This window comes from Planococcus sp. 107-1 (assembly GCF_021513255.1).
Lineage (GTDB): Bacteria > Bacillota > Bacilli > Bacillales_A > Planococcaceae > Planococcus.
The window spans coordinates 2,220,469-2,233,835 of record NZ_CP090977.1 but is presented as its reverse complement, the minus strand read 5'-3'; the positions used below and the strand labels follow the sequence as shown (position 1 = coordinate 2,233,835).

13 protein-coding genes and 3 pseudogenes are annotated in these 13,367 nt (G+C 44.1%); 10 read left to right on the top strand and 6 right to left on the bottom strand.

All coding sequences use genetic code 11. The features are described 5' to 3' along the window. Positions 1-3: 3 nt before the first annotated feature. The 4 genes from L0M13_RS11765 to L0M13_RS11750 all read left to right on the top strand — a co-directional run bounded on the left by L0M13_RS11765 (position 4) and on the right by L0M13_RS11750 (position 4,739). The gene (locus L0M13_RS11765) at positions 4-981 is read left to right on the top strand and encodes an alpha-ketoacid dehydrogenase subunit beta (RefSeq protein ID WP_235196672.1); all 978 of its coding nucleotides are present in this window, start codon (positions 4-6) and stop codon (positions 979-981) included. A 28-nt stretch (positions 982-1,009) separates the two neighbouring features. Then, positions 1,010-2,380, top strand: coding sequence for a dihydrolipoamide acetyltransferase family protein (locus tag L0M13_RS11760; protein WP_235196671.1), 1,371 nt, complete (start codon positions 1,010-1,012; stop codon positions 2,378-2,380). A gap of 5 nt (positions 2,381-2,385) precedes the next feature. Beyond that, positions 2,386-3,795, top strand: coding sequence for a dihydrolipoyl dehydrogenase (gene lpdA / locus L0M13_RS11755; protein WP_052651049.1), 1,410 nt, complete (start codon positions 2,386-2,388; stop codon positions 3,793-3,795). A gap of 86 nt (positions 3,796-3,881) precedes the next feature. Further along, on the top strand, positions 3,882-4,739 hold the full coding sequence (locus tag L0M13_RS11750; protein WP_235196669.1) for a polysaccharide deacetylase family protein: 858 nt from the start codon (positions 3,882-3,884) through the stop codon (positions 4,737-4,739). 77 nt (positions 4,740-4,816) lie between these two features. Here the strand turns inward: L0M13_RS11750 and L0M13_RS11745 are convergent. Next, positions 4,817-6,283, bottom strand: a pseudogene (locus L0M13_RS11745) (aminotransferase class I/II-fold pyridoxal phosphate-dependent enzyme). 132 nt (positions 6,284-6,415) lie between these two features. Here L0M13_RS11745 and L0M13_RS11740 point away from each other — a divergent pair. Both L0M13_RS11740 and L0M13_RS11735 read left to right on the top strand, forming a co-directional pair. Beyond that, a complete protein-coding gene (locus tag L0M13_RS11740; protein WP_235196668.1) occupies positions 6,416-7,375 on the top strand; it encodes an NAD(P)H-dependent flavin oxidoreductase in 960 nt (319 codons plus the stop codon). A 26-nt stretch (positions 7,376-7,401) separates the two neighbouring features. Continuing rightward, positions 7,402-7,677, top strand: a complete 276-nt coding sequence (locus L0M13_RS11735) for a UPF0223 family protein (protein ID WP_235196667.1) — start codon at positions 7,402-7,404, stop codon at positions 7,675-7,677. Positions 7,678-7,690: 13 nt separating this feature from the next. Here the strand turns inward: L0M13_RS11735 and L0M13_RS11730 are convergent, their stop codons facing one another. Continuing rightward, positions 7,691-8,329 (bottom strand): YktB family protein, encoded by a 639-nt coding sequence (locus L0M13_RS11730; protein WP_235196666.1) that lies wholly within the window; start codon positions 8,327-8,329, stop codon positions 7,691-7,693. Positions 8,330-8,488: 159 nt separating this feature from the next. On the opposite strand from L0M13_RS11730, the gene L0M13_RS11725 reads away from it, so the two are divergent. Further along, positions 8,489-8,683: a hypothetical protein gene (locus L0M13_RS11725; RefSeq protein ID WP_235196665.1), complete on the top strand. Its 195-nt coding sequence runs from the start codon at positions 8,489-8,491 to the stop codon at positions 8,681-8,683. Positions 8,684-8,768: 85 nt separating this feature from the next. After that, the gene (locus L0M13_RS11720; protein WP_311195562.1) at positions 8,769-9,560 is read left to right on the top strand and encodes an inositol monophosphatase family protein; all 792 of its coding nucleotides are present in this window, start codon (positions 8,769-8,771) and stop codon (positions 9,558-9,560) included. A gap of 119 nt (positions 9,561-9,679) precedes the next feature. Here L0M13_RS11720 and L0M13_RS11715 read toward each other — a convergent pair whose 3' ends face one another. Beyond that, positions 9,680-9,865, bottom strand: a complete 186-nt coding sequence (locus L0M13_RS11715) for a YlaF family protein (protein ID WP_052651056.1) — start codon at positions 9,863-9,865, stop codon at positions 9,680-9,682. A gap of 110 nt (positions 9,866-9,975) precedes the next feature. Between L0M13_RS11715 and typA the strand changes: the two are divergent. Continuing rightward, positions 9,976-11,824: pseudogene (typA, locus tag L0M13_RS11710) on the top strand (translational GTPase TypA). Between the two features lie 27 nt (positions 11,825-11,851). Further along, positions 11,852-12,181, top strand: coding sequence for a YlaH-like family protein (locus L0M13_RS11705; protein ID WP_235196664.1), 330 nt, complete (start codon positions 11,852-11,854; stop codon positions 12,179-12,181). Here L0M13_RS11705 and L0M13_RS11700 read toward each other — a convergent pair. From L0M13_RS11700 to L0M13_RS11690, 3 genes and pseudogenes are all read right to left on the bottom strand, one after another. After that, positions 12,175-12,624, bottom strand: a complete 450-nt coding sequence (locus tag L0M13_RS11700; RefSeq protein WP_235196662.1) for a hypothetical protein — start codon at positions 12,622-12,624, stop codon at positions 12,175-12,177. The two genes, L0M13_RS11705 and L0M13_RS11700, sit on opposite strands and share 7 nt — an antisense overlap. Then, positions 12,624-12,827 (bottom strand): YlaI family protein, encoded by a 204-nt coding sequence (locus L0M13_RS11695; protein WP_235196661.1) that lies wholly within the window; start codon positions 12,825-12,827, stop codon positions 12,624-12,626. Before L0M13_RS11695 ends, L0M13_RS11700 begins: the two co-directional genes overlap by 1 nt. Before the next feature lie 11 nt (positions 12,828-12,838). Further along, positions 12,839-13,343, bottom strand: a pseudogene (locus L0M13_RS11690) (peptidyl-prolyl cis-trans isomerase). Between the last annotated feature and the right edge of the window lie 24 nt (positions 13,344-13,367).

The window sequence follows — 13,367 nt, the reverse complement described above, 5'->3', positions numbered from 1 at the left end:
GCGATGGCACAAATGACTATGGTTCAAGCAATTACCGACGCTCTGAAAACAGAGATGCAAAACGATGAAAATGTACTAGTTTTCGGGGAAGACGTAGGAAATAACGGCGGTGTTTTCCGTGCGACAGAAGGATTGCAAAAAGAATTCGGTGAAGACCGTGTATTCGATACGCCTTTGGCTGAGTCAGGAATCGGCGGCCTTGCAATCGGTCTTGCGCTGCAAGGTTTCCGTCCGGTTCCCGAAATCCAGTTTTTCGGATTTGTTTATGAAGTTATGGATTCAATCAGCGGCCAAATGGCGCGTATGCGTTTCCGCAGCGGCGGCAGCTTAAATGCACCAATCACACTGCGCTCACCTTTCGGCGGCGGTGTTCACACACCTGAAATGCACGCAGACTCTCTAGAATTGCTGATGACTTCACAGCCAGGTTTAAAAGTGGTTGTGCCGTCAACTCCGTATGATGCAAAAGGTTTGTTGATTTCTGCAATCCGCGACAACGACCCGGTTATTTTCCTTGAGCATTTGAAATTATATCGCTCAGGCCGCCAGGAAGTTCCGGAAGAAGCTTACACAATTCCTTTAGGGAAAGCGGATATTAAACGTGAAGGCAAAGATTTGACGATTATTGCATACGGTGCAATGGTGCAAGAAAGTTTGAAAGCGGCCGAAGAACTTGAAAAAGAAGGCTACTCTGCAGAAGTGATCGACCTTCGTACAATCCAGCCTTTGGATATTGAAGCAATTGTCGCTTCAGTAGAAAAAACTGGGCGCGCAATGGTTGTCCAAGAAGCGCAAAAACAAGCGGGTATTGCTGCAAACGTTGTAGCTGAAATCATGGACCGTGCAATCTTGAGTTTAGAAGCTCCTGTATTGCGTGTAACGGCTCCAGATTCTATTTTCCCATTCTCACAAGCTGAACAAGTTTGGCTTCCAAACTCGAAGGATATACTAGAAACAGCTAAGAAAGTGTTAACGTTCTAATTCGTTTAGAAAAGAAAGGGTGAAACTAATGGCTTTTGAATTTCGTTTACCGGATATCGGAGAAGGTATCCACGAAGGTGAAATCGTAAAATGGTTCGTAAAAGCAGGAGATCGAATCGAAGAAGATGACATCATGTTTGAAGTGCAGAACGACAAAGCAGTTGTCGAAATGCCTTCACCAGTATCAGGAACAATCAAAGAGATCATCGTTGAAGAAGGAACGGTAGCAGTTGTTGGTGACGTGCTGGTTCGGATCGAAAGCGACGATGCTTCAGATAACGAAGGAAGCGGAGATGCAGCCCCTTCTGAAAGCAAAGAAGAAACAGAAGAGCAAGTTCAAGCTGGAACAGCTGAATCAGCTCAGAATGTTGAAAAAGAACCCGTAAAAGAAGAAGCGCCTAAAAATGCTGAAACGGGAGCCGGCGAACAGCCTCAAGCTAAAGCGCCAGCTGACCCGAATGCACGTGTAATCGCGATGCCTTCAGTCCGCAAGTTCGCAAGAGAAAAAGACGTGGATATTACACAAGTTTCAGGATCAGGCAATAACGGCCGCATCTTGAAAGAAGATATTGAAACGTTCTTGAGCGGTGGACAAGAGCAAGCAGTTGCTGAAAGTGCTCCTGAAACGGAAGCGGTTGAAAAAGAATCTGCTAAAGAACCAGCAGCTTCAAAAGCGCCGGCTGTTCCTGAAGGCGACTTCCCAGAAACACGCGAGAAGATGTCAGGCATCCGCAAAGCGATTGCAAAAGCGATGGTGCATTCAAAACATACAGCTCCTCACGTTACGTTAATGGACGAAGTAGACGTTACAGAACTTGTCGCACACCGCAAAAAATTCAAGGATATTGCGGCTGAAAAAGAAATCAAGCTGACTTATTTGCCATATGTAGTAAAAGCTTTGGTAAGCACATTGCGTGAATTCCCAGCATTGAATACGTCTTTCGATGATGAAACAAGCGAAATCATCCAAAAACATTATTTCAATATCGGAATTGCAGCAGATACTGAGAAAGGCCTTATGGTTCCTGTTATTAAAAATGCAGACCGTAAATCCGTCTTCTCGATTTCTGATGAAATCAATGGACTTGCAACAAAAGCGCGTGAAGGCAAATTGACTGCTGCTGAAATGAAAGGCGCTTCGTGCTCAATCACGAATATCGGTTCTGCCGGCGGCCAATGGTTCACTCCAGTCATCAACCATCCGGAAGTGGCGATTCTTGGAATTGGCCGCATCGCTGAGAAGCCAGTAATTAAAAATGGTGAAATTGTTGCTGCACCTGTGTTAGCATTATCATTGAGCTTTGATCATCGCATGATTGACGGAGCAACAGCGCAACACGCATTAAATCACATCAAACGCTTATTAAGCGAACCTGAATTATTATTAATGGAGGCGTAAAAATTATGGTAGTAGGAGATTTTCCAATCGAAACAGATACGCTCGTCATCGGCTCAGGCCCTGGAGGATATGTAGCAGCTATCCGTGCAGCGCAAACTGGCCAAAAAGTAACAATCGTTGAGAAAGAATATATCGGGGGCGTATGCTTGAACGTCGGCTGTATCCCTTCGAAAGCACTTATCTCAGTGGGCCACCGTTTTGAAGAAGCTCAACATTCAGATGATATGGGTATTGTCGCTAAAGAAGTATCCATTAACTTTGAAAAAGCGCAAGCATTCAAAAACGGCGTTGTGAAAAAATTGACTGGCGGTGTTGAATCGCTTCTAAAAGGAAATAAAGTTGAAATCGTTCGCGGTGAAGCTTATTTCGTAGATGAAAATTCAGTACGCGTTATGGACGAAAAATCATCGCAAACTTATACATTTAAAAATGTAATCATTGCGACAGGATCTCGCCCGGTGGAAATTCCAACTTTCAAATTCTCTAAACGCGTCATCAACTCTACAGGTGCTTTAGCACTTCAAGAAGTTCCTAAAAAACTTGTCGTCATCGGCGGCGGCTATATCGGAACTGAACTTGGAACTGCATATGCAAACCTTGGATCAGAAGTTACTATCCTTGAAGGTGCACCTGATATTCTTGCTGGATTCGAAAAGCAAATGACGGCTATCGTCAAAAAAGGCTTGAAGAAAAAAGGCGTTGAAGTTATCACAAAAGCATCTGCTAAAGGTGTAGAAGAAACTGAAAACGGCGTTACTGTAAAATATGAAGCAGGCGGGGAAGAAAAAACCGTTGAAGCGGATTATGTATTAGTAACAGTTGGGCGCCGTCCAAACACGGATGAAATGGGACTTGAAGAAGTCGGAGTGAAAATGTCTGAACGCGGTTTGATCGAAGTCGACAAACAATGCCGTACAAACATTCCTAACTTCTATGCAATCGGGGACGTAGTACCTGGACTTCAACTTGCTCACAAAGCATCTTACGAAGGTAAAGTCGCTGCAGAAGCAATTGCTGGCGAAAAATCAGAAGTGGATTACTTGGCAATCCCTGCTGTCTGCTTCACAGATCCTGAACTTGCAAGCGTCGGTTTAACTGAAGAGCAAGCGAAAGAACAAGGATTTGAAGCGGCTGCTGCTAAATTCCCATTCGGAGCTAATGGCCGTGCACTTGCATTGAATGCATCTGAAGGTTTTGTGAAACTTGTTTCACGCAAATCAGATGGTTTATTGCTTGGTGCTCACATCGTTGGTGCTGGTGCGTCTGATATGATCGCTGAATTAGGCCTTGCTATTGAAGCGGGTATGACAGTCGAAGACATCGCAATGACGATCCACGCTCACCCAACATTGGCTGAAATTACAATGGAAGCTGCAGAAGTTGCACTTGGAACTCCAATCCATATCATTAAATAATGAAAGAAGAAATCCGCATTTTCATGCGGGTTTCTTTTTTTATGCCTTTATTCATGATAGAATGGCACCGAAAGGGTGATAGTGATATGGTACATATGAAATGGTTAATACTGGCAGTTGGCATTTCCTTGCTTGCAGCTTGCGGCGATGAACAAGCTGAAACTGCTGATGAAAAAGAAAAGGCACCTGTGGAAGAGCAGGCAGAAGAAACGCCGGCAGAAACTGAAAATGCAAATGAAGCAGATAGCGAACAAGCAGAAGCGGCTGAACAAGAGGAAGTGGAAAAAGCCGAAGAAGCGGCAGAAGCAGAACCACAATATCGCTTGAATCCGGCAACTTGGGGAGTGGAGCCGATTGCAGATGCTCCGGCAGAAGCGGTATTGCTGACCATTGATGATGCCCCCGACAAGCATGCGGTGGAAATGGCGACTACATTGAAAGAGTTAGGGGTACCGGCTATTTTCTTTGTCAACGGCCATTTTTTGGATAGTGACGAAGAAAAAGAGAATTTGAAAAAAATTCATGACATGGGCTTTGCGATCGGCAACCATACGCAGACCCATCCGAATTTAACGACGATTTCTGATGAACAGCAAAAAGAAGAGATTTTAGCTGTTAATGAAACAGTTGAACAAGTAATCGGCGAAAAGCCGAAATTCTTCCGTGCACCACATGGAGCCAATACCGACTTCAGCCGTGCCCTGGTGCAACAAGAAGGTATGATGTTGATGAATTGGTCCTATGGCTACGATTGGGAAAAACAGTATATGGACCCAGCGGCTCTAACGGATATCATGATCAATACAGAGTTTCTACGCAATGGTTCAAACTTGCTGATGCATGACCGGGAATGGACGGCTGCAGCTCTCCCAGGGATCGTCGATGGCCTGAAAGCAAAAGGCTATACGTTCGTCGATCCGCATGAAATTGAACTTCAAGAGTAAATGAAAAAAGTCCGGAAGCGAAAGCTCCGGACTTTTTTTCATTAAGTTAATTAGCTTCGATGCAACACGAAGCATTTTTAACGGATCGCCTGCTGTTCTTTAATGACCCGCAGCATTTGCAGCGTATCGTCTTCTGGCCCTTGTACCGGTAAACCTGCTTTGATGTTCATATCGATGTATTCAATGTTTTCCTGGGTGATGATTTCACCCGGAATGAAAATCGGGATGCCCGGAGGATAAACCATGATAAACTCTGCTGAAATTCTGCCAACGGCTTCCTCGATCGAGATGACTTCAGTGGTTGCGTAAAAAGCGTCTCTCGGCGTCATCGCAAGGCGCGGATGTCTGGCAAGAGAACAACCGGTTCAACGATTGCAGCGTCGCTCTCGAAAGCCTCGCTCATCCGCTGAAGGGCATTCACTAACAAATTCAGTTCCTTGCGGCTGTCGCCGATGGTCACTAAGCAAAGGATATTGTAAAGGTCGGACAATTCGATTTCAATATTGGCGTTTTCCCGCAGCCATTCTTCAGCCTGATGGCCTGTAATGCCAAGATTTTTTACGCTGATCAATAATTTGGTCGGATCCATATCGTAAGTGGCTGAGCTGTTTAAAATCTCTTTGCCTACACAATGCAGATGGGCGATTTTATTGATTCGCTTGCGGGCATCCTGTGCTAAACGGATCGCATGATCGATCAAATCATAACCGTGGATCGCCAGCTGTCTGCGTGCCGTGTCCAATGATGCAAGAATCGGATAAGACGTTGAAGTCGTTGTCAGCATGGAAAGCGTCGATTGAACGCGCTTAGCAGAAACCAAGCCCGCGGACATTTAATACTGAACTCTGCGTCATAGAACCGCCAAGTTTGTGGACGGATGTAGCCGCCATATCTGCACCTGCCTCCATTGCGGAAATCGGCAATGATTTATGGAAGTGAATATGGACACCGTGTGCTTCGTCTACCAAAACCGGAACTTGACGGTCGTGGGCTATATCGACAATCCGTTTCAAGTCAGCTGCGACGCCAAAATAGGTCGGGTTGATGACAAGGACCGCTTTTGCATCAGGATATTCGATCAATGCTTTTTCTACCGCTTCTGCAGAAATGCCATGGGAAATCCCAAGTTCCGGATCCACTTCAGGATGGATGAAAATCGGAATAGCGCCAGCGAATACGATAGCGGACATGATGGATTTATGGACATTTCGCGGAACCAGGATTTTATCGTTCGGACCAACAACACTTAAAATCATGGTCATAATCGCACCGCTCGTGCCTTGAACAGAGAAAAACGTATAGTCTGCGCCAAATGCTTTGGCGGCTAATTCCTGCGCTTCTTTAATCGCACCTTTTGGTGAATGCAAATCATCTAAAGGGGCGATATTGATCAAGTCTATCGATAAAATATTATCGCCGACAAATTCCCGGAAAGCCGGGTCGACGCCTTGGCCTTTTTTATGGCCAGGAATATGAAATTGAATGGGGTGCCGGTTTCGATGTTTTAGGAGTGCATCGAATAGCGGAGTTTCTAATTGAGACATTTAGGGCCACCTCGCTTTATAAAAATGAAAACAAAAAGAATTATAGCATGTAGATTAACGCTATACTATAAAAATAAAAGGAAATTGTTTTTGCCTGCCGAATAAAATAAAGACAGAGAAAGGAATGATTTCATGCAGTTTCATACACGAATAACGGATCTTCTAGGTATACGCTTGCCAATCATCCAAGGGGGGCTCGCTTATCTCGCATATGCCGAGCTTGCTGCAGCCGTATCAAATGCTGGTGGCCTGGGACAAATTACGGCGATGAGCCTTTCTGCACCGGAGCAATTAAGAGAAGAAATCCGAAAAGTCCGTGAATTGACAGATCAGCCATTTGGCGTTAATTTTGCAATCGGCGACCACGGACGCGAATTTTCACATATGCTTCAAGTAGCAATTGACGAAAACGTTCCGGTCATTTCGATGACTGGTGGAAATCCGACGCCGATTTTCGAACAGCTGGAAGGAACGCCGATTAAAAAACTTGTGTTGGTAGCGGCCAGAAGGCAAGCGGTAAAAGCGGAGGAACTCGGAGCCGATGCCGTGATGGTGGTAGGGCATGAAGGCGGCGGCCATTTAGGAAGAGATGATATTGGAACGATGGTGCTTATTCCGCAAGTGGTGGATGCGGTCACAATCCCTGTCATTGCATCAGGAGGCATTGGGGATGGCCGTGGTTGGATGGCTGCACATGCACTTGGGGCGGAAGGCATTGAAATGGGAACGCGCTTTATCGCAACTAAAGAATGCATCCATGCTTCAGATGCTTATAAAAATGCTTTAATTGCCAGTTCAGAACAAGACACCGTCATTATCAAAAAGAGCATCGGCAGCCCGGCGAGAACGCTTAGGAACGGTTGGACCGATAAGATTCTTGAAATTGAAGCGGAACATCCAAGCTATGAAGCGATAAAAAATTATGTCAGTGGAGAAGCCAATAAAAAATATATCTATGAAGGAAAACAGGAAGAAGGCTTTGGTTGGGCCGGACAGGTCACCGGTCTGATCAAAGATGTGCCATCTGTGCAGGAATTGATTGAGCGGATGGTAATGCAAGCTGAAGAAATTCGGCGAAGATGGTCAATATGACAATGATGCGAAAGTGAGGAAATAACATGGATTATTCATACCCTTTTTCAATCGACTGGACAACAGAGGAAATTGTTGACGTGGTCACCTTTTTTGAAGCAATCGAACTTGCTTACGAGAAAGGAGTGAAGCGTCAAAGTTTAATGGCGAAATATCGCCGGTTCAAGGAAATTGTGCCGTCTATGGCAGAAGAGAAAACCTATTTCCGGGAATTCGAAGAAGAAAGCGGTTATGCCAGCTTCCCAGTCATAAAAGAAATGAAAGCGCGAAGCGACGAAGAAATCATCAAAATGAAAAAATAAAAAATTCCGCAGCTCAGCGCTGCGGAATTTTTACTTTTTGGAGCATGATGTCATAGACCGGCAATAATTCTGTGAACGTCTTTTCGACAAATGCATGAAAACCTTCTGGAGACATAGCGGAAGCATCGTCTCTTAAAATATGGCGTCCGATAACCAATTCACCTTTTTTAACATCACGAAGCCTAGTCACTAACTTTTCAATGCCTGCCTCTTCCAAATCTGCAATCGATTCAGCTTCCGGTTTCATGTGGTCGCCAGAAAGCATGAAGTCTTTTGGAAGGGAAGCGAGAATATCGGATTTCAATAATTCTTCTGCCATCACCTTTTTATTCGGTGCTTCATAAATCACGGCAAGGATGACGAAGATGTGGCTTTCCCATAAGCCGATTTGGAAATGAGGCACAGCTTTGTAGCCTCTTTTATGCGGAGCGAACGCCACCCAGCTGTCATTGGGAGGATTCACTGTACGGCGCATATGCTTCGCGACATGCGGGAAAAATTCTTCGCCGGATTTTCCCGAAAAGAAAGCAGAATAGGTGGTGCCGAGCTGTTCGAATTTCGGGCGCACTCTATTGATCAGCAACTCCATCCGCTGTTCCAAACCAGGAGTTTCAAATACTTCAAAGTCTTGTTGGGTCCAAAAAGTTTCCAATTATTTTTCCTCCTTAAATAGCAATCATAGGTTTCATTTTAACGAACTTTGGGAAGAAATAATATAAATAAGTTTTCCTAAGCTGCTAAAGGGGTATTGGTCTAATAATCTTATTATTAAACTGAATTATCGAAAAGTGGAGAGAAAGGGGTGCTTAATATGAAACAGATGATTCAAATCATTCGCAAAGCCGAGGTAGAGAAAGAATACATCCATGTTTTGAAATTGGAACTTGATTACGAACTTGCTTCTTTGTTTGATGCTATGAAGCAAAAAGATGAACATCAAAAAGATAAAAGCAAAAAGCGTCTTCATGAAATACATGTAGAGTTGGAGGCACTTCATGCGCTTTGATAAACTGATCATATAAAGGCATTTACTGAGATAAGACAGTAAGTGCCTTTTTCGTTATAATGAAGGAAAAAGAGGGGGCAATCACTTGGATTTGCATAGTATGGACACTTATATAAAATCGCTTATTAAAGAAGCGGGGCATCGCATCAGAAACTCATTTTTAGTGGACATCACCATTGAAACGAAATCAGATGCAAATGACCTCGTAACAAATATCGATAAAGAAATCGAGCAATTTTTCATTAGCCGGATTCGCCGTGATTTTCCTGGCCACCGCATTTTGGGAGAAGAAGGATTTGGAGACACATTCGAAGATCTGGACGGTGTTATTTGGATGCTCGACCCGATTGATGGCACGATGAATTTCGTGCATCAAAAAAGAAATTTCGCCATTTCATTAGGGATATATGAAAATGGAATCGGCAAATTGGGATACATATACGATGTGGTAAATGATGATTTATACCATGGAATCCAAGGAGGCGGTGCTTTTTACAACGATGAACGGCTGCGGCCATTGTTCGACACTTCCATTGAAGAATCGATTGTCGGCATCAACGCCACATGGATAACGCCTAACCGCTATATCGACCATGAAGCCACGATCCGTTTAGTCCAGCACGTCAGAGGAACAAGATCTTACGGTTCAGCGGCTCTTGAACTTGCTTATGTGGCGAGCGGCCGTATGGATGCTTATATCTCGATGCGCTTATCGCCTTGGGATATAGCAGGCGGAAAAGTGATTGCCGAAGAAGTCGGGGCCATCACTTCCAATTTCACAGGGGACCCTGCCAACCTATTGAAGCAAGATACATTTATCGTAGCTAACCCATCGATCCACCATCGTATATTGTCGGAATATATCCGCCTCAAGTAAAGTTATGCGGATTTCCGGTTGGACGCAACCCTAGCCTAAGGAAATAAAAAAAGGAGTTGCTTTGGATTTTCTCCAGAGCCAACTCCTTTGTTATGCTTTGATGTTCATAGGGAGGGGATTTACAGTAATCCGGCTTCCCGCATCTCTTTTTTCTTTTTAAAGCCCATTCCCATGACTGCACAAAGCAATATGATAGCAAAAAGGATTCCGGGAATGCTGCGGAAGCCCACGGCGACACCGATTGCAGCCATGCATACGAGTGCTGCAAACGAATAGAATACGAAAATCCATTTTATGTTTTTCAAACTTTTTTCCTCCTGCCGCATATAGTTGAAATAAAATCTTAGGGTTTTTACCCTACATGTGCTATACTAACACAGTTATAGACATGAAAAAAGAATATTGGAGTGAAAGTATGACTAACTTACGTAACGATTTAAGAAACATTGCTATTATTGCCCACGTTGACCATGGTAAAACGACATTAGTGGATCAGCTGCTTCAACAATCCGGAACTTTCCGTTCAAACGAGCACGTTGATGAACGCGCAATGGACTCCGGCGATATCGAAAGAGAACGCGGAATTACAATTCTTGCTAAAAACACGGCGATTCAATATAAAGATGCAAAAATCAATATCCTGGATACACCGGGACATGCTGATTTCGGCGGAGAAGTTGAACGTATCATGAAAATGGTAGACGGCGTTTTGCTAGTCGTTGACGCATATGAAGGCTGTATGCCGCAAACACGTTTTGTTTTGAAGAAAGCTCTTGAGCAGAACTTGAAACCAATCGTCGTTGTTAACAAAATTGACCGCGATTTCGCTCGTCCGGAAGAAGTGGTTGACGAAGTCATCGAATTGTTCATCGAACTTGAAGCTAATGACGAACAATTGGAATTCCCAGTAGTTTTCGCCTCAGGTATGAACGGTACTGCAAGTCTTTCATCAGATCCTGCAGATCAGGAAGAAAAACATGCAGGTTATTTATGATGCAATCTTGGACCACGTACCAGCGCCAATCGATAACAGAGATGAGCCACTTCAATTCCAGGTAGCGCTTCTTGACTACAATGACTACGTTGGGCGTATCGGAATTGGCCGCGTTTTCCGCGGAACAATCGAAGTTGGACAATCTGTTGCTTTGATGAAACTTGATGGTTCTGTTAAGAACTTCCGAGTAACAAAAATCCATGGTTTCATGGGTCTGAAACGGGTTGAAATCGAAAAAGCAGAAGCTGGCGATTTGATTGCCATTTCTGGTATGGAAGATATCAACGTTGGTGAGACGGTTTGTCCGGCTGACCATCAGGAAGCCTTGCCAGTCCTTCGCATTGACGAACCGACTTTGCAAATGACTTTCCTAGTAAACAACAGTCCGTTTGCTGGTAAAGAAGGTAAATGGATCACTTCAAGAAAAATCCAGGAGCGCTTGGATGCACAATTGCAGACAGACGTATCTTTACGTGTAGACCCGACCGATTCACCGGATGCATGGGTGGTTTCAGGACGCGGCGAACTGCATTTGTCAATCTTGATTGAAAACATGCGCCGTGAAGGTTTTGAGCTGCAAGTATCAAAACCTGAAGTTATCGTAAAAATGGTAGATGGTGTTCGCTGTGAGCCAGTTGAACGGGTTCAAGTTGACGTACCTGAAGAATATACTGGAGCAATCATCGAATCACTTGGTGAACGCAAAGGTGAAATGCTTGATATGGTCAATAACGGAAGCGGACAAGTCCGTTTGGTATTCAACGTACCGGCACGTGGCTTGATCGGCTACACAACTGAGTTCTTGACTCAAACACGCGGATACGGAATCATTAACCATACTTTCGACAGCTATCAGCCAGTGGCTTCAGGCCGAGTTGGCGGACGCCGTCAAGGTGTATTGGTTTCCATGGAACGCGGAAAAGTTTCAACTTATGGCCTTACAGGAATTGAAGACCGCGGAACTGCTTTTGTTGAAGTCGGTGCTGAAATCTACGAAGGCATGATTGTCGGCGAACATAACCGCGACAGCGATTTGACAGTGAATATTGTCAAAATTAAAGCTGCAACTAACATCCGTTCAGCAAACAAAGACCAGACAACTACTTTGAAAAAAGCTCGTTTGATGAGTCTTGAAGAAGCACTTGAATATTTGGCAGATGATGAGTATTGCGAAATTACTCCACAAAACATCCGTCTGCGCAAAAAAATTCTTGATAAAAACGAACGTGAGCGCATGGCTAAGAAAAAGAAAGTTGCAATCGAAGAATAATTGATAAATAGGAAGGATGTATAATCTGTGGACGAGCAAGCTTTTGTCTATGACAGAATGTATCCCGTAGCCCGAGTTTTATATGAGAATCTGCCGAATTTTACAGTTGCGGGATATGCACTTTTTGCAGTCATCTTCTTGCTGTCGGCTTTCGTTTATAAGCTAGGATTTGCGAAAAAACTATCTATCGGAAAAAATGTGGTTATTGGACTATTTCTTCTTGTTGGAGGATTAGGGTTAACGTTCTTAGCCTTTTTCCTTCCAGTAGTTGAAGGATTGGTCATTGCGGCATTGATTCTGATTCTCTACAAAATCCGCCTATGGCGAGAAAAACGCGAAAACGCTGCATCTCATTGAGATGCAGCGTTTTTGCGTTCAAATGTTTTATAGAGAATCGGTAGGGCAAGTGCATAAGTTAAATGCGCGAGTATCCAGTAAAGGTACGCGCCAACATCTGTCAGCGCTGGCACATCGGTGCGGATGGCCAAGGACGACAATGGGAAAAAGAGGATAAATGTCGGTATGCACAAGAGCAGGCTAAGCAAGGTCAGTTGGCCGAACGAGTAGTTGCGGCGCTTTGCCAAATAGACATAGGCAATGGAAATCAATAGTGAAATGGCCAGGTGGAAAGCGAATTCCACAGGTTCAGACCAGTTGATTTTTCCAACGAATGGAATGAAATCAACATTTAATAATAAGGTATACACTTGTTCGCCTGTTACTCTTTGAATCCACTTTAGAAGCAGCCCAAGCAAAAGGCCGCTCCAAAAGCCGATCCATATGCCTTTAAGTACCTTCATCAAAAGTCATCCTCGATTTGACGGGAACTCCGATAAAAATGGAATGTCCCTGTTGCGAGCCGTTCTTTCGTTCTATCGGATATCCGGTCATGGCATTCTTTGCACATATGGGTATGGATCGGCCGGTTGCGCAGGCGTTTTGCCTCTAGCGTATCATCAACCAATTCTTCAATTTTATCGCAAATCACACATTGGACACGCATATACCATCCTCCTATTCAACCCGGATTGCTAACACATCCGTAATCGGATTATCTTGATTCGATCCATCAGGCAGCAAAATGTGGACTGGCCCATTTTCTGTCAGTGGTTTTCCTTTTTCACTAAACTTGAAAATCAGTTCTTTGGAACTTTCAAGAGCAAAGCTGTATTCGCCGGCAGCTGTTTCGAAGATGACTTTAGAAGCATCTTTTTCAGGTTCTGTCGTTTCAAGGAATGGCTTAAAGACCATGCCGAATGTTCCTGTCATCATTTCCTGCTTTTCTTGTCTTTTGTATTTCTTTTCGGAATTCAATGTAGGCGGCACAGTTGCACCTTCCATGATTTCACGCGACCAATGTTCACCCATCCCGCTTGTATTCTTCCAATTCATCTTTTATAATTCGCTCTTCACTGAAATACGTAGTGAGGTCAAGTTTCCGGTCATCAAAAATCCAGACAGTTGGATCCAATGTAATCTTAAATTTCACTTTACCTTTAAACGGTACGATAGTTTCCATTCTAAAACCCTCCATCAAATAATC

Coding starts and splice junctions, on each gene's coding strand:
- L0M13_RS11765 (WP_235196672.1), top strand. CDS start 4: ATGGCACAAATGACTATGGTTCAAGCAATTACCGACGCTCTGAAAACA.
- L0M13_RS11760 (WP_235196671.1), top strand. CDS start 1,010: ATGGCTTTTGAATTTCGTTTACCGGATATCGGAGAAGGTATCCACGAA.
- lpdA (WP_052651049.1), top strand. CDS start 2,386: ATGGTAGTAGGAGATTTTCCAATCGAAACAGATACGCTCGTCATCGGC.
- L0M13_RS11750 (WP_235196669.1), top strand. CDS start 3,882: ATGGTACATATGAAATGGTTAATACTGGCAGTTGGCATTTCCTTGCTT.
- L0M13_RS11740 (WP_235196668.1), top strand. CDS start 6,416: ATGCAGTTTCATACACGAATAACGGATCTTCTAGGTATACGCTTGCCA.
- L0M13_RS11735 (WP_235196667.1), top strand. CDS start 7,402: ATGGATTATTCATACCCTTTTTCAATCGACTGGACAACAGAGGAAATT.
- L0M13_RS11725 (WP_235196665.1), top strand. CDS start 8,489: ATGAAACAGATGATTCAAATCATTCGCAAAGCCGAGGTAGAGAAAGAA.
- L0M13_RS11700 (WP_235196662.1), bottom strand. CDS start 12,624: ATGAAGGTACTTAAAGGCATATGGATCGGCTTTTGGAGCGGCCTTTTG.
- L0M13_RS11695 (WP_235196661.1), bottom strand. CDS start 12,827: ATGCGTGTCCAATGTGTGATTTGCGATAAAATTGAAGAATTGGTTGAT.